General features: G+C 55.6%; 18 protein-coding genes. 7 read left to right on the top strand and 11 right to left on the bottom strand.

The window, feature by feature from the left end:
- Positions 1 to 46: 46 nt before the first annotated feature.
- From MCP_RS06635 to MCP_RS16045, 4 genes are all read right to left on the bottom strand, one after another.
- Positions 47 to 1,009, bottom strand: a complete 963-nt coding sequence (locus MCP_RS06635; RefSeq protein WP_012900063.1) for an ATP-dependent 6-phosphofructokinase — start codon at positions 1,007 to 1,009, stop codon at positions 47 to 49.
- Positions 1,010 to 1,084: 75 nt separating this feature from the next.
- Entirely contained in the window at positions 1,085 to 3,361 is a 2,277-nt protein-coding gene (locus MCP_RS06630; protein WP_128859977.1) for a beta-glucosidase, read from the bottom strand.
- Between the two features lie 123 nt (positions 3,362 to 3,484).
- Positions 3,485 to 3,715, bottom strand: coding sequence for a hypothetical protein (locus tag MCP_RS15365; RefSeq protein ID WP_128859976.1), 231 nt, complete (start codon positions 3,713 to 3,715; stop codon positions 3,485 to 3,487).
- A gap of 20 nt (positions 3,716 to 3,735) precedes the next feature.
- On the bottom strand, positions 3,736 to 3,828 hold the full coding sequence (locus MCP_RS16045; protein WP_231845187.1) for a four-helix bundle copper-binding protein: 93 nt from the start codon (positions 3,826 to 3,828) through the stop codon (positions 3,736 to 3,738).
- 87 nt (positions 3,829 to 3,915) lie between these two features.
- Between MCP_RS16045 and MCP_RS06625 the strand changes: the two genes are divergently transcribed.
- Entirely contained in the window at positions 3,916 to 4,878 is a 963-nt protein-coding gene (locus tag MCP_RS06625; RefSeq protein ID WP_012900061.1) for a DUF1259 domain-containing protein, read from the top strand.
- Positions 4,879 to 4,883: 5 nt separating this feature from the next.
- Here MCP_RS06625 and MCP_RS06620 read toward each other — a convergent pair whose 3' ends face one another.
- Positions 4,884 to 5,732 (bottom strand): DUF1259 domain-containing protein, encoded by an 849-nt coding sequence (locus MCP_RS06620; protein ID WP_158301457.1) that lies wholly within the window; start codon positions 5,730 to 5,732, stop codon positions 4,884 to 4,886.
- A 319-nt stretch (positions 5,733 to 6,051) separates the two neighbouring features.
- Between MCP_RS06620 and MCP_RS06615 the strand changes: the two genes are divergently transcribed.
- Positions 6,052 to 8,082, top strand: coding sequence for a heavy metal translocating P-type ATPase (locus tag MCP_RS06615; protein WP_012900059.1), 2,031 nt, complete (start codon positions 6,052 to 6,054; stop codon positions 8,080 to 8,082).
- Here MCP_RS06615 and MCP_RS06610 read toward each other — a convergent pair.
- From MCP_RS06610 to MCP_RS06595, 4 genes are all read right to left on the bottom strand, one after another.
- Positions 8,048 to 9,724: a PAS domain-containing protein gene (locus MCP_RS06610; RefSeq protein WP_012900058.1), complete on the bottom strand. Its 1,677-nt coding sequence runs from the start codon at positions 9,722 to 9,724 to the stop codon at positions 8,048 to 8,050. The genes MCP_RS06615 and MCP_RS06610 overlap by 35 nt on opposite strands.
- A gap of 75 nt (positions 9,725 to 9,799) precedes the next feature.
- On the bottom strand, positions 9,800 to 10,564 hold the full coding sequence (locus tag MCP_RS06605) for an energy-coupling factor transporter transmembrane component T family protein (RefSeq protein WP_012900057.1): 765 nt from the start codon (positions 10,562 to 10,564) through the stop codon (positions 9,800 to 9,802).
- The gene (locus MCP_RS06600) at positions 10,561 to 12,201 is read right to left on the bottom strand and encodes an ABC transporter ATP-binding protein (RefSeq protein ID WP_012900056.1); all 1,641 of its coding nucleotides are present in this window, start codon (positions 12,199 to 12,201) and stop codon (positions 10,561 to 10,563) included. The genes MCP_RS06605 and MCP_RS06600 overlap by 4 nt, the downstream gene beginning before the upstream one ends.
- 142 nt (positions 12,202 to 12,343) lie before the next feature.
- Positions 12,344 to 13,114, bottom strand: a complete 771-nt coding sequence (locus MCP_RS06595; RefSeq protein WP_012900055.1) for a hypothetical protein — start codon at positions 13,112 to 13,114, stop codon at positions 12,344 to 12,346.
- Between the two features lie 152 nt (positions 13,115 to 13,266).
- On the opposite strand from MCP_RS06595, the gene MCP_RS06590 reads away from it, so the two are divergent.
- Together MCP_RS06590 and MCP_RS06585 are read left to right on the top strand one after the other, a co-directional pair.
- Positions 13,267 to 15,666, top strand: a complete 2,400-nt coding sequence (locus MCP_RS06590) for a DNA-directed DNA polymerase (RefSeq protein WP_012900054.1) — start codon at positions 13,267 to 13,269, stop codon at positions 15,664 to 15,666.
- A gap of 471 nt (positions 15,667 to 16,137) precedes the next feature.
- Complete coding sequence (locus MCP_RS06585) at positions 16,138 to 16,410, top strand: pro-sigmaK processing inhibitor BofA family protein (RefSeq protein WP_012900053.1); 273 nt, start codon at positions 16,138 to 16,140, stop codon at positions 16,408 to 16,410.
- Positions 16,411 to 16,416: 6 nt separating this feature from the next.
- On the opposite strand, the gene MCP_RS06580 is transcribed toward MCP_RS06585, so the two are convergent.
- Together MCP_RS06580 and MCP_RS06575 are read right to left on the bottom strand one after the other, a co-directional pair.
- On the bottom strand, positions 16,417 to 18,030 hold the full coding sequence (locus MCP_RS06580; protein ID WP_012900052.1) for an ABC transporter permease: 1,614 nt from the start codon (positions 18,028 to 18,030) through the stop codon (positions 16,417 to 16,419).
- A complete protein-coding gene (locus MCP_RS06575) occupies positions 18,027 to 18,908 on the bottom strand; it encodes an ABC transporter ATP-binding protein (protein WP_012900051.1) in 882 nt (293 codons plus the stop codon). Before MCP_RS06575 ends, MCP_RS06580 begins: the two co-directional genes overlap by 4 nt.
- 157 nt (positions 18,909 to 19,065) lie before the next feature.
- On the opposite strand from MCP_RS06575, the gene MCP_RS06570 reads away from it, so the two are divergent.
- The 3 genes from MCP_RS06570 to MCP_RS15660 all read left to right on the top strand — a co-directional run bounded on the left by MCP_RS06570 (position 19,066) and on the right by MCP_RS15660 (position 21,247).
- Entirely contained in the window at positions 19,066 to 20,178 is a 1,113-nt protein-coding gene (locus MCP_RS06570) for a helix-hairpin-helix domain-containing protein (protein ID WP_012900050.1), read from the top strand.
- On the top strand, positions 20,175 to 21,014 hold the full coding sequence (locus MCP_RS06565; protein ID WP_012900049.1) for a DUF4130 domain-containing protein: 840 nt from the start codon (positions 20,175 to 20,177) through the stop codon (positions 21,012 to 21,014). The genes MCP_RS06570 and MCP_RS06565 overlap by 4 nt, the downstream gene beginning before the upstream one ends.
- A 65-nt stretch (positions 21,015 to 21,079) precedes the next feature.
- On the top strand, positions 21,080 to 21,247 hold the full coding sequence (locus MCP_RS15660) for a hypothetical protein (protein WP_158301456.1): 168 nt from the start codon (positions 21,080 to 21,082) through the stop codon (positions 21,245 to 21,247).
- Positions 21,248 to 21,323 lie beyond the last annotated feature (76 nt).

The following is a 21,323-nucleotide window of genomic DNA, read 5'->3' as shown; positions in this document are numbered from 1 at the left end:
CCATCAAGAATTTCATGACTGAGCGCTTTATATAGCCCGTTAAGCCCTATGTGGCCAGTATCTCAGCGAGCTTGAGTATGGCGGGGTCCAGCGGCTTCTCGGTCCGGACGGACTCCTCGAGGCTGAAGCTCATCACTCTGCCCTCCCTGAGGGTGGTGATGAGGCCTCCTTTATCATCCGATAACAGCTCAACGGCCTTGCTGCCGAACTCGCTGGCCAGATAGCGGCTCCTTGCCGTGGGGCTGCCTCCCCGCTGGGCATAGCCCAGGACGCTAAGCCGCGTCTCGAGCCCCGTATTCTCCTCGATGTCCAGGGCCAGCTTCCGCGTGTCCCCGATGCCCTCGGCCGCTATGATAATGGCCGATCTTTTACCCATGGACTCGTTCGCCCGGATGATATCGAACAGGCGCTGCTCTTTGAAGGGCACTTCCGGCACCAGTATGATCTCCGCTCCCACTGTGAGGCCTACCATGGACGCCAGGAAACCCCGCTTTCTGCCCATGACCTCGACGATGAACATCCTTTCGTGAGAGATGGCGGTATCCCGTATCTTATCGACCATGCCGATCGCCGTGTCGACGGCGGTATCAAAGCCGATGGTCTCGTCGGTCCCGTAGACGTCATTATCGATCGTGGCCGGAACGCCGACCATGAGCGTATCGATCTTTTCGCCCAGCGCTCTTGCCGCCCGGAAGGAGCCGTCGCCGCCTATGACCACGAGCCCGTCGACCTTGTGCTTCGCAAGACATGCTGCCGCCTTTGCCCGGCCTTCGGATGTCTGGATATGGGGGCAGCGAGTCGTATGCAGTATCGTGCCGCCCATGTTGATGATGCCGCTTACTGACCTCGCGTTTAACGGCCTTACGAGGCCGGAGATCAGCCCTTCCCAGCCCCGCTCAAAGCCTATGACGCTCATGCCGTTGTAGGCGGCGATGCGGGTGACCGCCCGTATGGCCGCGTTCATGCCCGGCGCGTCCCCGCCGCTGGTCACGATGCCGATGGTCTTCAAAATGCTCCCACGTTTTACTTGGCGTACGGAGTAAATTATTTTTACCGCCCATCGAACGGCTTTTTTCAAGCTGGCTTATTCATTGACCTTGCCGATCAAATAGTGCATCATTTTTTCCGGCAGCATCGGTATCGATCGTTCGAAATAATTGAATACGACGAAGAGCGGCGCATCCATTATATCGCCCGTCATATTCATGGCTCCATTCTTGCTATCTGCGCTTCCCGCCATGGTGCACATCCGCCCGATGATCCCCAGGATTATCGGCTCGAGGATGACCCTGGCCCGGGAGTCTTCGAGCCATTCGCGTACGGTCGAATTGTGATTTAAGTGATTGCGCAATTTCGAGCCGGATTGCAGATGCACGGTGATATGCTGGCGGATATCGGCGGAGGATGCCCCGATAAGGATATCAAAATCGCCGTCCTCCGTCACCCACCGTTTATACGAGGGATGATAGTAGGCAAAGCTACGGTAATCGAGCGGGATGGATACGGTCTTTGTTTCGCCCGGGTGGAGCTCCACTTTCACGAATCCTTTTAATTCTTTCGGCGGGCGGATCAGGGAGGATTTCTGGTCATGGACATAGACCTGGACTATCTCCTTTCCTGCGACTTTACCCGTATTCGTCACATCTACCGTTACAGTGGTCCCATCGGCGTCTTTAAACCGGCTTGCCGTCGTCCGTGGGTTACTATAGGAAAAAGTTGTATAGCTCAACCCGTGGCCGAAGGGGAATAGCACGGGCGTATCCGTGGCATCATAATAGCGATAGCCGATGAAAAGCCCCTCGCCATAACGTACGGTGCTGGTATCGATGTTGGCCTTGCTCGGCCAGTTGAGATACGCCGGCGTGTCGGATAATTTCAATGGAAAAGTTTCTGCCAGTTTTCCAGAGGGGTTGACGTGTCCATAGAGTATGTCCGCAATGGCTTTACCGCCTGCCTGTCCCATCATCCAGGCTTCGAGCACGGCCGCCGTGTCCCCGATCCATTCGCCCATCGCGACCGGTGCCCCGTTATTTAATACGATGACCGTGTTCGGCTGAACGGCCGTGACCGATCTGATCAGGGCGACCTGCTGGCGTGGCAGGTCGATATCCGCACGGTCGTAACCTTCGGATTCGGTTAAAGGAGGTAGGGCGATAAAAAGGATGGCCGCTTCGGCGGATTGAGCTATTCCTGTGGCCTCGTCGATCATGTCTTGCCGGAACTCCCCATCGTTCGTATAGCCATCAGCATACATGAACCGAGTGCCGGGAGCCTGCCGCCGTAGCTCATCCAGTGGTATCGCGACTTTTGTCGGGTTAACGCGTGAAGCCCCTCCGCCCTGGAAATAAGGGTGTATAGCGGATAACCCGATGACAGCGATCCTGCCGTGATCTTTTAATGGCAATACGCCGTTGTTCTTTAGCAGTACCATGCCTTCGCCGGCGATCCTGCCCGCGAGGTCGTGATGGCTCTCGATATCGAATGATCCGCCTTTAGGTGTTTTTGACGCTTTATGGATCGTGGAAAGAATACGGGATACGGAACGGTCCAGGACTTTTTCGTCCAGGGCTCCCGAACGGACCGCATCGACGAGGGCGTGCATATCCACCAGCTGGGGGCCGTGCATTTCCAGGTCCAATCCCGCGCCGATCGCCTTTACCAGGTTATGGACCGCGGCCCAGTCCGACATGACCAGACCGTCAAATCCCCATTCGTCTCTCAGGATAGAAAGCAATTCGGTATTTTCAGCGCATGCGACCCCATTGACCTTGTTGTAGGCGCTCATGACCGCCCATGGCTTCGCTTTTTTTATCGCCATCTCGAAGGCGGGTAAATAGATCTCACGTAATGTGCGCTCGTCGATCTCTGAATTTAGCAAATATCGCTTGAACTCCTGGCTATTGGCCGCAAAGTGTTTTATGGTCGCGCCCACGCCCTTTTCCTGAATACCGTTGGCCATGCCGATCGCCATTTCACCGGCCAGGTATGGGTCTTCCGAGAAGTACTCGAAGTTACGGCCGCCGAGCGGGGAGCGCTTCATGTTCACGCCAGGCCCGAGCAGAAGATCTACATCCTGGGCAATGGCCTCTTCGGCAAGTGCCTTGCCCATGGTATACAGGAGGTTTCGGTCCCACGTCGAAGCCAGGCATGAAGCCGTGGGGAAGCAGGTGGCGGGCAGGCTCTGACAAAAGCTCGCATCGATATCCCTGCTCCTCCTGAGGCCGTGCGGGCCGTCGGCAAGGGTGATCGCGGGAACTTCCGGACGGCCGATATTAAAGGTCGTCCAGGGGCCACTACCTATACAGAGGGCGGCTTTTTCCTCTATCGTGAGCTGCTTGAGTATGGATTGAACATCGATCATTATCATGCCTTTTCTATCGAAACGAGTGCACGGAGGCCGTAGAATATTAATATCTTTTCTTTTATAGCACTTATCGTTTAAATCCTTTAATCCTTACCATACTCGAAAAAAGAAGTAATGATCTCAACGTGCGGCCATGCCTGTCGGGCACGGGCACTTACCGCCAGGCATTCCCGAAGGACACGGGCATTGGCCGCCAGGTGCGGCAGAGACGCACGGGCATTTTCCACCCGGGCACGGGCAATACTGGCCCTTGTATCCAGGCGATGTCTGAGCGGCCACAATCCCCGGCGTCAGTATTGCTAACATCAATCCCAGCAATATCGAAATTGCTATGTATCTTTTCACCATCATACATAACCCCCTTTGAAATTTTATCTCATCATCTTTCTGCACTCGTCGGCGCAGGCTTTACACGATCCGGCGCAGATGCGGCTCTGGTACTTATCCTGTTTTAAAACCTGCATTTATACTCCATCATCTGGCATTGGCATTTTAAATCAAAACGATATGTCGATTTTTTAATAAAATATGCCTTTATTTATGGCCAAAATGTGGATTATGACCATCACGTTCCGGAAGCATTGAGTATCGAGGACAATATGGGACGTGAGGCTATTCTTATCCTGGCCGGCGTGCTGGCTATCATTCTCCTGGCAGCAATCGAATGCAGCCCTGGAGCTGCTGAAAGCGATGCCTCGTACTGGAATAAGGTAGACGAGGCTGTGGGTATTAAAGGGACGATGCTGGCCGGAGGCGTCTATAAGACCGAGCTGCCGCCGGGCGTGCCGGATGTAAAGGTCGGAGACGTGCTCTTGCGGCCGGCCATGGCCGCTGACTCCTGGGTATCGTTCGTGCGCATGGGAGACGAGGCCATGATGATGGGCGATATCGTGGTGCCGGCCGGGGATCTGGGGCCTGTGCAGCGAAGGTTCGTTGAAGAGGGCATCGATATAACGGCGATCCATAATACGCTGGTCGGCGAATCCCCCCAGGTCTACGATATGCATATCAGCGGGAGAGGGAATGCGGCCGTTATGGCAGCAAGCGTGCGTGCGGCGCTCGAACAGGTTAATGTCACTCACGAGGAAGTTATGCCTGCCCCGGGATCATCCGGCCAGCTAAAGCGGCTCGATGAGGCAATGGGCTACAGGGGCCGTGCCGAAAACGGCGTCTATGTCTATGAAGTGCCCAGAGCTGAACGGATCACCATGGACGGGATGGAAATACCCTCGACAATGGACGTGTCAACGACCATAAAGTTTCAGCCCCTGGGGGGTGGGAAAGCAGCCATAACAGGGGACTTTATCCTGAGGCCTGATGAAGTGAAGACCGTGATGAAAACATTGAGCGAGAACGGCATCGTGGTCACCGCCCTGCATACGCACATGCTGACCGAGGAACCGCGCCTGTTCATGATGCACTTCTGGGCTACGGGCGATGAGGCCGCCCTGGCAAAAGCGCTACGGCAGGCGCTGGATAATACGAATAGCTTAAGGCCATATAATGCCGGCTGATCCGCCTATACTGAACTATTGGTCTTATCGAGAGCCTTGCGCATTGCGCCCGCTATAACGGCCGGGTCCCCGACGGCCCAGCAATGCATATAGAACAGCCGGGGCTGCTCGTTAATCATGTGGCTGTGCAGCGCCGTTACCTCGACGCCATTATCTGCCAGCCTCGCAAGTACAGGGCTCACCTCGCTCTTTTCCAGGACGAATTCGCCGATGACCGCAGCTTTTCCCTGGCCTGTGGGCTGGAACGAGATCCTTGTCGATATGTCCATGTCGGGGGGCAGCTCAACGCCGCCCATGTTTATCTTATCCGCCCTCGGTACGCTATACGCATATACGCCGTCCTCGGCCTTACCCTGGAGGCCTATGATCGCGTCCAGCCGGGCCGTATCGAGCTGAGAGAGCGGCACATGCTGGCTGACAGTGGCGGGACCGCCATCCAGCGGCGTGATGATATTATTCAATGCTTTTGCCACCGGTACGGGATCGCCATTCGCGTGGACGTGCAGCCACATGATATGGGGCCTTTCCCGTAGCAGATGATTATGCAGCGCCGTCTCAGTGATCCCGGCTGCCAGGAGTTTTTGCGTCACGCCCGCCACTTCGTCCTCTTTGAGCATGATCTCCCCGACCATCATTGTCCCCTCGCTCGTCCTCATAAAAGAGAATTCGTGCGACATATCGGAGCCTGGGGCAAGGCGTATGCCGTCGAGCGTTACGCTAAGATCGCGGGGGATCACGAATGTAACGACGCCGTCCGGGCTGACTTCACCTTTCTTTCCCATGGCCTGTTCCACGGGAGCCCAGTATCCCCTATCGTCCTGTGCTACGGATACCGGGCCTGCTAGTGTTGCCATTATAAAAGTAACGATCAGTAAGGATGCAAATCGCATTATGTTTTTCTGCATTTATGTCGCCCATTTGTGACATATCTAAGGCAACAATAAAATATTTCGGAGTGTTTCACATATCTTAAGCGCCGGGTGAATTAGATGGTCATCGCCCGCTTCTTTTACACGGGGATAATATCTGTAATATCTCCTTACCGCGAGCGCTCACGGGTCATCCAGCGCAGCTCCCACTTCTGCCTAGGCTCGACGAACGCCAGAACGAGATCCTCGATATCGTCGGGAAAGCGCATATTATTTTATTTATGCTGCCAATGAATAATAAATCATGGACATGGAGCACGGCATGAAGGAAAGAGACATGGCAGGGCATAAAATGGAGCATAAAGGGCATGCTCCCGGGCCCGCCCATGCGGGCCACATGCAGATGATCGAGGACTATAAAAAGAGGTTCTTCGTCTGCCTCGTCCTGACCGTCCCCATCATCCTGTTATCTTCCACGGTACAGGGCTTCTTCGGCGTCAGCTTTACTTTCCCGGGCGCCGATTTTCTCGTCTTCCTGCTCTCGACTATCGTTTACTTTTATGGTGGCTACCCGTTCCTTAAGGGCATCGTCGATGAGCTAAAAGAGCGCAGGCCCGGCATGATGACCCTGATCGCCGTCGCCATAAGTGTAGCTTACTTCTACAGCGCCGCGGTCGTGTTCGGCCTTCCCGGCATGGTCTTCTTCTGGGAGCTGGCGACGCTGATCGACATCATGCTGCTCGGCCACTGGCTGGAGATGCGGTCGGTCATGGGCGCATCGAGGGCCCTGGAAGAGCTCGTGAAGATCATGCCCTCGGAAGCCCACATGGTGCACGACGGCCACGTCATGGACGTGAAGGTCGAGGAGCTGAAGCCGGGGGATAAAGTGCTGGTCAAGCCCGGGGAGAAGGTGCCCGTCGACGGCATCGTCATCGACGGCGAGACGAGCGTCAACCAGGCGATGCTGACCGGCGAATCTCGGCCGGTGGCGAAGAGGCCGGGCGATAAGGTGATCGGGGGCTCCATCAACGGCGAAGGCTCCGTGACCGTCCGGGTCGAAAAGACGGGCAGGGACACGTACCTGAGCCAGGTCGTCGAGCTCGTGCGACAGGCCCAGGAGAGCAAGTCCCGCACCCAGGATCTGGCCGACAGGGCGGCGCTTGTGCTGGTCATCATCGCGCTGGCCGCGGGCGGCATCACGCTCATCGCGTGGCTTCTCTTCGGCCAGACACTGGCCTTCGCCATCGAGCGTATGGCGACGGTCATGGTAATTACCTGCCCCCACGCCCTAGGCCTGGCCGTGCCGCTGGTCGTGGCAGTTTCGACAGCGCTGGCGGCAAAGTCCGGCCTGCTCATTCGGGACAGGAGCGCGTTCGAGAACGCCCGGAGCCTGCAGGCCGTGGTGTTCGATAAGACCGGCACGCTTACAGAGGGTAGGTTCGGCGTCACAGACATCGTCCCACTAGGCCCCATGGATGAAAACGGCATACTCGGCATGGCGGCATCGCTCGAGTCCGGCTCGGAGCACCTGATAGCGGCCGGCATTGTGAAAAGCGCGAAGGAAATAGGTATTATACTTAAGCCAGCTGCTGGGTTTCGGGCAATCCCCGGAAAAGGCGTAGAAGGAACGATCGATGGTAAGACATACATGGTGGTCAGCCCCGGATACCTTAAGGAAAAGAACATAGAAGCGAGCAATGAGAAAATGGGCGACATCAGGGAACAAGGGAAAACGGTCGTGTACCTGCTCGAAGACGAAAAGCCCATGGGTGCCATAGCCCTGGCCGACGTGATACGGAAAGAATCCCGGGAAGCCGTAGCCAGGCTAAAGCAGATGGGCATCAAGTGCATGATGCTCACGGGCGATAATAGGTCCGTGGCGAAACACGTAGCCGATGAGCTCGGGCTGGACGAATATTTCGCCGAAGTGCTCCCGCACGAAAAGGTGAATAAGATAAAGGAGGTCCAGGAAAAGTACCGCGTCGCGATGGTGGGCGATGGCATCAACGATGCCCCGGCCCTGGTACAGGCCGATGTGGGCATCGCCATCGGCGCAGGCACCGACGTCGCCATCGAAAGCGCCGACATCGTACTGGTCGGTAACGACCCCCGGGAAGTCGTGGACATTATCGTTCTTTCGAGGAGAACGTATACCAAGATGGTCGAGAACCTGCTCTGGGCGACGGGTTATAACGCCTTTGCCATCCCGCTGGCGGCGGGAGCCCTGTACGCATATGGCATCCTCCTGTCACCGGCGGTCGGCGCACTGCTCATGAGCGCCAGCACGGTCATCGTCGCCATTAACGCGCGGCTTCTGAGGATGCCGGAAGCATGACCACGAACCGGGCTCCCTGCGTATGATCGCCCGGCACCCGGTCTTCCAGCCAGAAGCGCCCGTTAAACTTTTTCACGAACGTCCTGACCAGGTACAGGCCCAGCCCTTTGGCGCCCAGCTTCTTTCTGGAGAGCAGTATTTTTTTATCCTGCGGGGATATCCCTGGCCCATTGTCTTCAATGGCGACCTGGTAATACTTCTTTCCATTTTGCATTGTTTCGCCTATCCGGATATCGATCCTCAGGGGGCCTGTCGAGTGTTTGATAGCATTTCCGACGAGGTTCGTAAAAACGTCCTTGAGAAGTGGATTAGCTATGACGGGGGCCGGACTGATCCCGGACAGGCAAATATGAATGTCCCGGTTCGGTATCTGCGAGTACTCGGACCGTATCTCGGACAGCATCGGGTAAAGGTCAATGGTCTCATGCTTCAGCTCGTTTTCCCGGATACGCTGGATCTTTCGAACATTGTCGATCAGCAGGGAGCTGTTATTCATCATCTCCAGAGGCTTCAGCAACAGGTTAAGTTTGCCACTATCCAGCTTACCTGAATGTCTTATCTCGTCGATCACCATTTCCAGGTAGCCCATTGCGATGTGGTTCATGTTATTAATGTCATGGCCCATCAGGTCGAGGTAGAGCTCGGCCTGCTCTTTCTCGTCCCGGAGCTCAGCTTCCACGCGCTTCAGGCAGCTCACGTCGCTTATGCTTGCCACGGCGGCCATTATTTGGCCACCAGGGTCCAGTACCGGGGCGCTGCTGGCCAGGATGCTTACCTCGCTGCCGTCCGCCCTGCGGACCAGTATTTCCATGTTCCTGACCCGCTCTCCGAGCCTCAGCGAACGGACAAGAGGCAGCTCGTCCGGCGGCAGGCTGGAGCCGTCGGGCCGCAAAAGTTTATAGGGCCAGTTTTGTGCATCGCAAAGCCTGCCTGAAGCGCTGGACCCATATATGTCCGATACTCCTTTTGACGAATAAGTGATCATTTCCGTATCGTGATCGGCAACGATGATGCCGATGGGCACAGTCTCGAGGATCGCCCTCAGCGTGCTCAAGGCCTTATCGAGCTCGGCGGTCCGCTTTTCCACCCGTGTCTCCAGCTCATTATAGTACTTTATCAGCCGCTCTTCAGCCTGCTTACGGTACGAGATATCCCGCGATATACCCTGGATCCCCACGATCCTGCCCGTATTGTCCCTTATCGGCGTCGTCAACACTTCAAATGGCATATGATGGCCGTCTTTTGCGATGATGTCCACTTCGTACGGCGCAATATTTTCCCCCAGGCTACGCTTTCGGAGCATATTTCGGATGACATCATGGTACTCGGGCGCCACAAAATCCCAGATAGACTTGCCGACGATCTCGTCCGGCCGGTACCCGGTAACCTTTTCGACGTTGCTGCTGACGAACATCCACCTGCCCTGCACGTCGATCTTCCAGATGACGTCTCCGGAGTTTTCAACTAAGAAACGATATTTTTCCTCGCTTTCCCTCAGCGAGTGCTCGATGCCGCTGCACCGCTTCAGGTCTTCCTGCTGTTTTTTAAGCTGCCGGTGCAGGGATTCCAGCTCGCCCTCCAGCGACTCCCGGGTCCATCTCGCGTATTTGCGGTCGTTCGTGCCGATATCGACGGGCGACATAAGTCCACAATATAAATATTTTATTATGGCAATTATATTAATTATGATATCCCGCAAATAACCATAAAAAATGACTTATAAGAGCTTTAATGCGTATACGGCATATCCCATGACCCCGACGACCATGAGCCCGATGGATAAGAAGTCCACGGCGTGCAGTGGTATCTCCGTGAACTTGATCTTTGAGCCCGAGTGGTAGCCCCTGAGCTCGATGATGTGCCCCAGGCTGCCCGCCCGGCCGATGGAGTTCGAGAGCAGGGGCGTGATCGTGGGGCCGATGCTCTTCGAGATGTTCTTGACGCCGGATGCGTTAAATCCTCTTACTGCCTGGGCTTCTCTTATCTTGCGTGCCTCGATCTGGAGCGTCGGGATAAAGCGCAGCGTGATCATGAGCATGAGGGCGTAGTCCATGGGGAAATGAAGCCGGCTGACCAGCGTGTTGACCAGGTCCGAAGGCCGGGTCGAGTTCACGAGGAGCATGAACGCGAAGAACATGGCCGCCAGCCTGAGCGATATGATGATGCCCAGCACCAGGCCGTCATACGTGAACAGCGTCATGCCGCCGAGCACGTATTCGGCGCCGCTCCGGACCGTCAATACCGAAAGCACGACCAGAAAGGCGAATACTACTGTCAGCATCCTGACCTGTTGCACGATCTCGCGGGCCATTCCGCCGATGAGCAGCCCGGCGATCGGCAGGGCAAGCAGTACCAGCAGTGTCAGCGGGTCGCCGCACAGGATTCCGGCGATGATGATCGCGACGCCGAAGATGATCTTGGTCAGAGGGTTCAGGTGGTGAACGAAAGTGTCCCTGTCGACGAACTGGAATATTTCGCTCATATGACGGCCCCCATGAACTCCTCGACGGTGAGGCAGACACGGCCGCGCTCTCCGGACAGTTCTACGATGGGCGGCGACTTCAAAGATGCCTCGCCCATGGCCGCAGCGTCCTTTAGCACTTCGGCCGGGCTGCCCTGCCGGAATATTTGGCCGCCCGCTATGACGATGACCTTGTTCGCATACCGTGCCACCAGGTTCATGTCGTGGGAGACCATGATGACGGCGACCCCGTCGGCTTTTAGTTTTAGCACGACCTCCATGAGCCGGTCGCATTCATTGTCGTCCAGGCCCGTGGTGGGCTCGTCCAGGATGATAAGCCGGGGGCCCATGGCAAGGATGGATGCCACGCAGAGCCTGAGCTTTTCACCGTTGCCAAGATAACGTGGATACTCGTCCTTTTTATCGAGCAGCCCCACCTCTTCTAGCGCCTTTACCGCACGCTCGGGAGCGTCGGCGAAGCCGAGGTTGGCCGGGCTAAATATGACTTCCTCCATGACCGTCTCAGCAAAGAGCATCGTGTCGGGGTTCTGGAACAGGAATCCGGCATAATGGGCCGCCTCCTCGACCTTCATGTCCTTGACGTCCCGGCCGTTGAGCAGGACCATCCCGTGCTCTCGGGGCTTGAGGAGCCCGATGATGTTCTTGAGCGTGGTGGTCTTGCCGGAACCGTTGCGGCCCAGGATGGCCACTACTTCGCCCGGCATCACGGTGAATGATATCCCCTTGAGCACGTCGTTACCATTGTAGCCGAACCTCAGGCCGTTCACCTGTAGTACTGGCTGCGCGCCGCCATCGATGCTCCTGCCATTGCCGGAGCCGGGCTTAAGGCGTATGCCGCGTGCCTCCAGGAACTGCCGCCCCTCGTCCACGCTTAAAAGCATCTTTTCCGAGCCGAATTCCATAGCGAGGCGAGATACGCACGGGTATGGCATGACGTTGAAGAGCGCACGGCTTAGCAGCGCCTCCCGGGGCGTGCCGCAGGCGATGAGGCGGCCATGGTCGATGACCGCGATGCGGTCCACGATGTCGATGATGTCCTCGATCTTCTGCTCGATGAGAATGATCGTCTTGCCCTCGGCCTTTAGCTCCTTGAGGATAGTGTATATTTCGAGCGTGCTCCGGGGGTCGAGCTGGGACGTGGGCTCGTCGAATAAGAATACTTCCGGGTTTACTGCCAGGGCTGCTGCGATGGCGAGCTTTTGCTTCTCTCCGCCCGATAGCTCATGGGTGGAACGCTTTAAGAGATGGGCGATCCCCACGCGCTTTAGCGCTTTTTCGACATCCGCCTGGCCCGAGGGCATGTTGCGGGCCTGCAGGCTGAACTTGATCTCGTCCTCGACCTGGGGCATGAAGAGCTGCGAGTCCGGGTCGTCGAAGACCACGCCCATAAAGGCGCCGATCGTGCCGATGCTATACTGGGATATGTCCTCGTCCTTCAACGTAAGAGTGCCCTGGAACTCGCCGCCGATGTCGTGGTGCAGCGCGCCGAACATGGCCCTGCTCAGGGTCGTCTTTCCTGCCCCGCTACGGCCGGTTATAAGGATGAACTCCCCTTTTTGAATATCGAGGGAAATGTCGTGCAGCGTCGGCTCGGAAGCTTTAGGGTACTGGTATGTGAAATTTTTAAACGTGATCATTGCATATCCCTGGCACTAAGTCGTTGATCTAATGTTATAAAGCCCTTGCTGATATATTAAAGTATTTCTTAGTACATTTACGTACATACTTGTCCATTGAATAAAATATAGCTCAAATAAAAAAAGAAAAGGAGAATAATGCTTATCGCATGGCCTGCTTCGCAGGGAAGTACAGTATCTGGGCGAGCACCATGTTGATTATTGCGCAGCCGATGACGATGGGCATTGACGACAGGATGAACACGTCCATGGCGGGTGCCGTCTTGAACAGGATGCCCGGCATGGCGAATATTATGATGGCCGCTACGACGATGAACGTGGTGCCGCTCGCCAGCGTGGCCAGCAGGGATACGACGGCCGCCCTGTACTTCTCGAGCGTCCTCGGGATGAGGTAGAGCCCGACGAGCAGCACGAGCACGGCGATGGCGCCAAAGATGATCTGGTTCGTCTGGGTCGCTAGAAGCGTGCCCTTGATGAGCGGTTTTACCTCGCTAAGGAACATGATGCCGCAGAAGGCGAGCATGCCCAGCAGGCCGATGGCCGTAATGACAAAGCCCAGCGGGTTATCCTTCTTCATACTGCCACCGTCCGCCTTGACCTTGATGGCTTTCTTCGCGCCGGTGAACTGGTCGATGAGCTTCAGGCTTAAAACGGCCACCAGGGCGCCTACCGGCTCGCTGATGAGGTTGGCCGGAGGGAATAGGGAGTGGCTTATCAGAGCGCAGATGATGCCGGCCACGATGCCGATGCCGAGCGCTTCGCTGACCTTGGGCGCCACAAGTATGATCGCAAGACTATAGAAAGCAATGACCAGGTTACTGGTAATGGGCCCGGGCGCTATGAGGGACACGTACCTGACGATGGCGCCGATGCCCAGTAGAATGCCTACAATGACAATATCCTTGGACTTCATGTTAATACACCATAGTTATTGTATATAGTTGTACATTTAGGTATTGTTGTGTACATATACGGCTTTGTATATAACATTATCGCTTACTTATCGAGAACACTTTCACCGCCCGCAGGAAGTTTTTAAGCCGCGGAGGCCTTATTATAAATATAATGAAGTTCCGCGGCTGGCTACTGGACGTCGACTATGAAGTTGTCAATAACAGGCCATTGATACGCATGTGGTGCGTTGACGATACGGGCCGGAGCGCCGTTATTTTCGACGATTCCTTCGAGCCCTACTTTTATGTCGTCCCCTATGGCGATGTCCCGATGAGCCAGCTTCAGAATATGTCCGAAGAGGTGGGCGGCGAGCTGATCAGGCCCGTGAAGATCGACATCGTGGACCGGAAGAACTTCGGCGTGCCCATCAAGTGCTATCGTATTTTTACGCAGCTGCCGAGGGATGTGCCTTATTTAAGGGAGCTTGCCCTGAAGTTCGGGGACGTGCGGGAGGCGGATATCCTGTTCGGCGTGCGCTACATCATCGATAAGAGGCTCATCCCCATGGGCGGCATTGAGGCTGAAGGCGAGCCCGTGCCCATAGACTATGCCGGGTCCGGGCTGTTGTGCCGGAGCCCAAAAGCGGTTGCCAGGGAGGATGAGCCGCCCCTGAAAATCATGGCCTTCGACTGCGAGATGTGGAACCCCCGCGGGATGCCCGACCCCAAGAAGGACCCCATCGTCATCATTTCCATTAAAACAAATGATGAAGAGAAAGTGCTCACGGCCACCGACGAGAGCGATAAAAGCCTGATCAAAGAGTTCATCCAGTACGTCAAGGACTATGACCCGGACATCATCGTGGGCTATAACCAGGATGGCTTCGACTGGCCTTATATTTCCGAGCGTGCGAAGAAGCACAAGATCAAGCTCAGCGTGTGCCGTGACGGGACTTCCCCCATGTTCGGGCGGGGAGGCCTGCAGAGGAAGACCAAGCTCATCGGGCGCCTAAATATCGACCTGTTCCAGGTCGCACAGCGGGACGTTGACGGCGTCAAGATAAAAACGCTCGAGAACGTCGCCGACTTTTTGGGCGTGATGAAGAAGGACGAGCGCGTGAACCTCTTCGCCGCCGATATCTACCAGTACTGGGCCGACGAGGAGAAGCGCGGCGAGCTCATCCAGTACGCGAAGGACGACGTGTCGAGCACCTATGGCCTTTCTGAAGAGCTGCTTCCGTTGCAGTTCGAGTTCGCCCGCATGGTGCACGAGCCCGCCGATAACGTCTCCAAGATGGGGCGCGGGCGGCAGGTCGAATCGTACCTCGCGTATATCGCTTACGAGTACGGCGAACTCATCCCTTCGAGGGGCGGCGAGGTGGAAACGTACCTGGGCGGCTTCGTGTTCCCGCCCGTGAAGGGCATCCACAAGAACGTCGCCTCGCTCGACTTCTCGGCCATGTACCCCTCCATCATGATCACCTATAATATCTCGCCGGACACGGTCTGCAAGGATTGTAATGTGGAGTGCTACCCGCCGGCGCCCGAAGTGGGCCATTGCTTCCGGAAAGAGCCGGAAGGCTTTTTCACCCGTATCCTTCGGTCCCTGGTGAGCCACCGCAGCGCCCTGAAAAAGAAGCTGGCGCTGATGGATAAGAAGGACAGGGACTATAAGATGCTGGACATCCGGCAGAAGACCATCAAGATCCTTACGAATGCCTTTTATGGTTATACCGGCTGGGCACAGGCCAAGTGGTACCGGCGCGAGTGCGCCGAGGCGACCTCTGCGTGGGGGCGGTATTTCATTAAAAAAGCTAACGATATTGCACAGGCCATGGGCCTCGAAGTGCTTTATGGTGATACGGATTCGCTTTTCGTCACGCTCAAGGATGGGGGCAGGCTGCCGGATATTACCAGTGCCTTCATCAAGAAAGTGAAAGAAGAGTTGCCCCTGGATATGGACGTCGACAACATCTACCGGTCCATTTTCTTCACCGAGTCCAAGAAGCGCTATGCCGGGCTTACGAGTAAGGGCGAGATCGTCGTCAGGGGCCTCGAAGTGCGCCGGGGCGACTGGTGCGAGCTCGCGAAGGAATTGCAGTCCGAAGTCATCCGTATTATACTAGAAGAGGAGAACCCCGAGAAGGCGGTGAAGTTCGTTAAGGATACGATCAGTGAGGTGAAGGAGGGCATGGTGCCTCTGGATAAGCTGGTCATTCATAAGACATTAACGAAGGGCGTGGAGAGCTACGAGAGCGCCCAGGCGCACGTGAAGGCGGCCGAAAGGGCGCGGGAGATGGATATGTCCGCCTCCGTCGGGAGCAAGATCAGCTATGTTATCGTTAAGGGTCCTGGCGGCACACTGAGCGAACGGGCCTACCCTGTGGACATGTTCAGTAAGTTCAAGGATGGGAAGCTGTACGCTAAGGATAAGACCTACGAGCTCGACGCCGAGTATTATGTGGATAAGCAGCTCATACCTACGGCGCTGCGCATTCTCGGATACTTCGGGCACACAGAGGACGAACTGAAAGGTAAGGGCGTACAGGGCACGCTGGCGCAATTCTTCTAAGTCCATTAATGGGATATTAGTTCGTTTGCTATGTCTATTCAAAGCGACGCACGTACAGCCTTCCGGTCGGTAACACGAAACCACTAATTTTTTTATATCCCACGTAAGGCTCGAAAGCACGAAGGAACATGCTTTAGCGTTTAAAACACGAAACAACCTCCCGAAAGCACGAACTGCTCAAAAAGTTTAAAACTCGAGAGAAAGCATAATTTACTGGATAAGAGCATGCCGTTCTCGCGCTTTAGATCATTAGTGTTTTGGCGCCTTCGAGAGGTTGTTTTGTGTTTTAAACACCAGGCATGAGCTTGGTGATTTTGGGCTTTACGTGGGATATAAAAAGTCTTTCGTGGTTTCGTGTTACCGACCGGAAGGACCAGCTACACAGGAAACACGGCAAAATATCTAAACATAAATAACAGAAGTACTGAGACACAAAAAGATAAATCCACCGGGCGATGATATACTCAATATATGGTCGGGATGGAATGGGTCATTATAGCAGCGTCTCTTATCGCTGCCATCATAATAATCTTCATCATTTACAAACTCCTGAAGCTCACGGTCAAGTATGCAGTAGCTTTAATATTGAACGCGCTGGGAGGGCTCTTCATTTTACTCCTGGCAAACTATGTGTTCATCATGGGCATACCATATGATTTCCCGACGCTCCTCATCAGTGCGGTATGCGGCGTGCCGGGCGCAATTTGCGTCATCATCCTCGCGCTCTTCGGCATCCTGATTTAGGAAAAACTAAGCGAATGTCTGCCTATACCGGCCCATTACCATCAACGCCATAAATACGACAGTGACCGCCAGGTAAGCCGCCGGTAGCCCGATATGCATGGAGCTTACGATGGTACCGGTGAGGTCCAGGAAAGGCAGACCATTAACAGGGCCGACGTACCAGAGGATCATGTACAGCGCCTCGAAGAGCTTACTCGAGCCGCTCCAGATGCCCATCGCCAGGGCCATCGCCGGTATCAGCAGCATCTCGGTAAAAAGCGTCGCCATCTCGCCGAAACTTCCCGAGAGCGCCATGCTGACAAAGACACCACTGCATATGACGATGCCGACGCAGACGCCGGAAAGCCACATGACCGGCAGCTGATTTTTTATCGGGCCTGGCGCCGAGAAAACGATCTGCGCCATATTGAACGTCCGCTCTCTCGTGCCCATGGATGACCATATAAGCACCGGCCAGACCATCGCGGCGAGCATCGCAAAATGTCTTTCCTCGCTGCCGGATGAAACCAGTCCGGCGAGTATCACGATCGCCGCCCCGGCATACCACCACCATTTCTGGCCTTTGAATGCGAGCTTGAGCTCGGCCATGAATAATGCAAGGACATTAAGGCTTTTTTTATCGGACGACAGGGGAGTCAGTCTGGCATCGACCGCCGGCTTCTCTATCGCTAAAGGCTCCGGTCTTGATGTTTGCTTACCGGTTTTAGCATTTACGTTACCTGCCGAATCAAAGCGGTCGAAAAACAGCGACGCCATAACTGCTATTCCGCAGGCGACGAGAACCCAGAAGAGCCTTCCCAGCAATATAAGCGGCGTCCACGGGATGCCATTCCACATAAAAGTATGCGGAGGGTGGTCGATCGGCGCAAAGCCCATACTCCAGTGCCCCGGCTCGAAGGCCGGATATATTATTTTCGCAGTCGCCTCGATGCTCGAAATGCCGACGCTGGTGCCGAGCATATCTTTCGCGAAAGCGAGATCGTCACCCCACTTGATACCGCTCGCGGACGTTAACAGTACGACGAGGACGAGGATATAAAGGATAAAGTAGACGACGTTGCCGAAGCCGCCCCGCAGCAGCCATATGGATTCGAACAGGACCGCCACGGATGCAATGACGGCCATTGCCGGCAAAGAAAGGAATATGAATGGCGACCACAATGCCCAGAGGTCAATGGCGGACGTCTCGCCCGGGAGAAGCTGCATGGCCAGGGCACCAGCCATCATTACGCCCACGATCACGGCAAGTACGGCAAAGTTACTCGTCGCTTTTCCAAGCATATAGACAGGCTTACTAATGGGAGTAGTAGCTATGATCTGCCCGACGCCGGTCCGACGATCCCTCCCGACGGCGTTCTTGACGACGAAATAGCCGAACAGTGCCAGAAATAGTGTCGTCGGCAGCGAGACCATAGCCCCGACCCAGGCAGAATTATAGATGCCCCGGTAAAAGCCGTCAGTGGACGATAGCTTGAGCGTCATGTAGCCGGCATCCGGGCCGGGGACGAAAACGTAGGCGGCCAGCATCGTCAGCAGGAGCACTACCAGGAAGCTATAGCTCCTTACCCGCTCTAAGAAGTCGGCCTTTATGGTATAATAAAAGGCCCGTGCTGCACTCATGCGCTGCCGCCCCGGTGGCTCGAGATCAGGCGAAGGTAGGCGTCTTCCAGGGTGGGAGAAACAGCCCCGGCTTTGGGAACAGGCTGCGCGTCCGATACCACCCTTACTTGCACGCCATCGCTTTTTCGTATGGTCCCGCTGACCAGGAATTGCCTCTTGACGTCCGGGAGCGCCGTACCTGGCACGACCCATTCCCACACCTTATCTTCGACCGACCGCAACAGGTCCTCGGGGGTTGCATGCATGAGAAGCTCACCTTTATTGATGAGCGCGATGTCGCTCGCGATTGCCTCTACGTCGGAAACGATGTGCGTCGACAGGATGACGATTCGGTCGCCGGAAAGGTCCGAGAGCAGGTTCCGGAACCGTACTCGCTCCTCGGGATCCAGCCCGACAGTAGGCTCGTCCACGATCAGCAGCCCGGGGTCGTTCAGGAGCGCCTGTGCAATGCCGATGCGCTGCTTCATGCCACCCGAATATCCTCCTAGCGGGCGGCTCCTGGCATCGGCGAGGTTGACGACCTCCAGCAGCTCGTCGATCCGGCGCTTTACAGCCTTACCGTCGACGCCCTTGATGGCCGCCATATACTCCAGGAACTCGACCGCGTTCAGGTTTGGGTAAACGCCGAAATCCTGGGGCAGATACCCGAGAACTGACCGGATGCTGTCCGGCGACTTCGCGATATCGACGCCGTCCCAGGTGATGGTACCTTCCGTCGCCCTCGTGATAGTGGCCAGGATACGCATTAACGTGGATTTACCGGCCCCGTTCGGCCCCAGCAGACCCAGGATCCCGGGCCCCAGCTCCAGACTGAAATCTTTTAACCCCCACACATTGCCCTTATAGGACTTGCTGACGTGGTCGATAACGAGCTTCATTTTCCATCCTTCACCCGATAAATATCGGGCAAAGATTCCAGCACAACCTATATAATTATATGTTATCGGGAGGTCGATAGGCCTTACTACCGACCGGTTTTACTTTCGGGACACTCTTTCTTCGGGCTTAAATATTCCCATTGCCTACGGATGCTTGATGGGAGAGAAGTATTTCTCGCTGACCGACCGCATCAAGATCTTATCCGAGGGCACGAAGTACGATAGCTGTAACCAGACCATCGTGTGCCATACGTTTACTCCGGATGGGCGGTGCATCCAGCTATACAAAACATTAATGACGAACCGGTGCTCCGGCGAGTGCCTTTACTGCCCGAACCGTTGTGGCCGCGAAGTCACTCGAACGTCGCTGGCGCCTGAAGAGATCGTGCGAATTACCTGGGACCTCTACCGGAGGAACGCCATCGAGGGATTGTTCTTATCGTCGGGCATCGTGGGCGACCCCGAGAAGACCACGCAGAAGCAGCTAGATGTGCTCAAGCTCCTTCGTGGCCAGGGCTTTAAGGGCTACATCCATACTCGCTTGATGCCGGGCGTCCCGAGAGATATGCTCCGTGAAGTGTCGCTTTACGCTAACAAGTTCGGCGTGAACGCCGAGACGACCTGTGAGTCCCGGTACGACGAGATATGCCCCAACTTCGACTACAAGCACGATATATTAGATCGAATGAAGTGGACCCACGAGTTCGTGCTTAAACGGCGTAAGGAGGTCCGCTATGGCGAGGGCATCGTAGGCGCTAACGATACCCAGTTCGTGGTGGGGGCCTCAAATGAGCCCGACAAAGAAATAATCCACACCATCGACCGCTTTAAGGCTGACTACGGCCTGAGGCGGCCCTATTTCATGAGCTTCGACCCCGTACCCGGCACGCCGCTCTCGTCGAACCGGCCATCGCCTGCGTGGCGCGAGATCAGGCTATACCAGATATCATATTTACTAAAGGACTACGGCCTCAAGGCAAAAGACCTTGACATCGTGCTGGACGACGAGGGGTTCCTGCCCGACGGCGACCCCAAGCTGATGCTGGCCCACTGTAACAAGGACTTCTTCCCGGTAGACATAAACCTGGCACCTTTCGAGGATCTCATCAAAGTCCCGGGCATCGGCCCCACGACCGCCCACCGTATCATCCGGAGCCGCCCCATCGACGATTATGCGGAGCTTTCCAACATCGGCGTGGTACTGAAGAGGGCACGGCCGTTCATCAAGGTGAAGAACAAGGTGCAGTCGAGGCTGGAGGTGTTCGCTTGATAATCGGCTACAAAAAAGACCTGGATGGCGTTTTGAGGGCAGCGGTGGCGCTCAAGAAGAACCCTGACGCGACGATGGTGTGCGGCGCGAACGCCCGGGAGCTAAAGCAAAAGCTGGCCATGTACCACGGGGAGATCGTGCTGAACGTGGACGAGGTCGTCAAGGACGTGCCCTTCCATGCAAAGGCCGAGCTATGGGTAAGGTTCCCTTCCTGTAGCCCGATGCAGCGGGGTCTATCGCTGGGCTCATACTTGACCTATGCGCTTCGCAATGACCAGTGCATACCCGACGAGCTCGTGCGCCTCATCGCCCGATATTACCCCAACTTCATGGCCATCCTGGCCCACAAAGATGCGACCGCAAAGAAGTACTTTCGTCTCCAGCGGGAAACCTGCGGCGAGCTGGAGCGGCTCAAGGCATATTGCCGCTTTCGAGCGACCGGGGATATGTTATATGTCGAGGTTAACCCGAAGCATGACATAAAGGACCTGTTCATGGAGTGGGCGATGCGCAGGAACGGGGACCGCATCATCGTGGTCAGGTGCCACGCCGAGTATTACATACTTAATGCCCGCGCCCTCGGGTATCGTGCTGAGATCGCCAATGTCACAAAAGAGGAAGCGGAGCGCCTGCTGGGCGATATCCCCGATACCGACAGCGAGATCTGGGATACGTTTTACGATTCCCAGAACGTAGAGAATAGGCGAAATAAGAGGTATGCAAAAGGCAGGCTACCGGAGAAATACTCGTACATCAGCCCCGAAATAAGGAAGGAACGAAAAAAGATCGAGCACGGCATCCAGCCCGATAAGCTGGACGATTTCTTCAGACAATGAGCCGCTAAATGAGCGAATTTATTTTTTATCGGTAAAAGGTGTAAGTGCAATCATAGGGGGATCATATGGATTTGAAAAGACTGTTCGTATTTAGCCTTGTAGCAATAGCTGTACTGGCATTGATCGAGCCGGCATGCGCGCTTCTCTGGCCGCCGATCATCGGAAGCTGTGGCTTTGGAGGACTCTGGGGGCTCTACGGTCCTTTCGGGCCCATGAGTTGTGCCTTCTGGTAAACACTCACTCGTGTAAAAGGTTCATGTACGTTTCGAGGCGATCAATTGCTTTAGCTGATAAAAATTCTAGCCTTTC

This window comes from Methanocella paludicola SANAE (assembly GCF_000011005.1).
Classification (GTDB): Archaea; Halobacteriota; Methanocellia; order Methanocellales; family Methanocellaceae; genus Methanocella; species Methanocella paludicola.
The sequence above is the reverse complement of the archived record's forward strand: the minus strand, read 5'-3'. Positions and strand labels throughout refer to the sequence as shown.

What these genes read in the sequence shown, in the direction of transcription:
- MCP_RS06590 (WP_012900054.1), top strand. Translation starts at nt 13,267, where the DNA reads ATGAAGTTCCGCGGCTGGCTACTGGACGTCGACTATGAAGTTGTCAAT.
- MCP_RS15365 (WP_128859976.1), bottom strand. Translation starts at nt 3,715, where the DNA reads ATGATGGTGAAAAGATACATAGCAATTTCGATATTGCTGGGATTGATG.
- MCP_RS15660 (WP_158301456.1), top strand. Translation starts at nt 21,080, where the DNA reads ATGGATTTGAAAAGACTGTTCGTATTTAGCCTTGTAGCAATAGCTGTA.
- MCP_RS06600 (WP_012900056.1), bottom strand. Translation starts at nt 12,201, where the DNA reads ATGATCACGTTTAAAAATTTCACATACCAGTACCCTAAAGCTTCCGAG.
- MCP_RS06580 (WP_012900052.1), bottom strand. Translation starts at nt 18,030, where the DNA reads ATGAGTGCAGCACGGGCCTTTTATTATACCATAAAGGCCGACTTCTTA.
- MCP_RS06570 (WP_012900050.1), top strand. Translation starts at nt 19,066, where the DNA reads ATGGGAGAGAAGTATTTCTCGCTGACCGACCGCATCAAGATCTTATCC.
- MCP_RS06585 (WP_012900053.1), top strand. Translation starts at nt 16,138, where the DNA reads ATGGTCGGGATGGAATGGGTCATTATAGCAGCGTCTCTTATCGCTGCC.
- MCP_RS06605 (WP_012900057.1), bottom strand. Translation starts at nt 10,564, where the DNA reads ATGAGCGAAATATTCCAGTTCGTCGACAGGGACACTTTCGTTCACCAC.
- MCP_RS06575 (WP_012900051.1), bottom strand. Translation starts at nt 18,908, where the DNA reads ATGAAGCTCGTTATCGACCACGTCAGCAAGTCCTATAAGGGCAATGTG.
- MCP_RS06630 (WP_128859977.1), bottom strand. Translation starts at nt 3,361, where the DNA reads ATGATCGATGTTCAATCCATACTCAAGCAGCTCACGATAGAGGAAAAA.
- MCP_RS16045 (WP_231845187.1), bottom strand. Translation starts at nt 3,828, where the DNA reads ATGCAGGTTTTAAAACAGGATAAGTACCAGAGCCGCATCTGCGCCGGA.
- MCP_RS06615 (WP_012900059.1), top strand. Translation starts at nt 6,052, where the DNA reads ATGGACATGGAGCACGGCATGAAGGAAAGAGACATGGCAGGGCATAAA.
- MCP_RS06595 (WP_012900055.1), bottom strand. Translation starts at nt 13,114, where the DNA reads ATGAAGTCCAAGGATATTGTCATTGTAGGCATTCTACTGGGCATCGGC.
- MCP_RS06620 (WP_158301457.1), bottom strand. Translation starts at nt 5,732, where the DNA reads ATGGCAACACTAGCAGGCCCGGTATCCGTAGCACAGGACGATAGGGGA.
- MCP_RS06610 (WP_012900058.1), bottom strand. Translation starts at nt 9,724, where the DNA reads ATGTCGCCCGTCGATATCGGCACGAACGACCGCAAATACGCGAGATGG.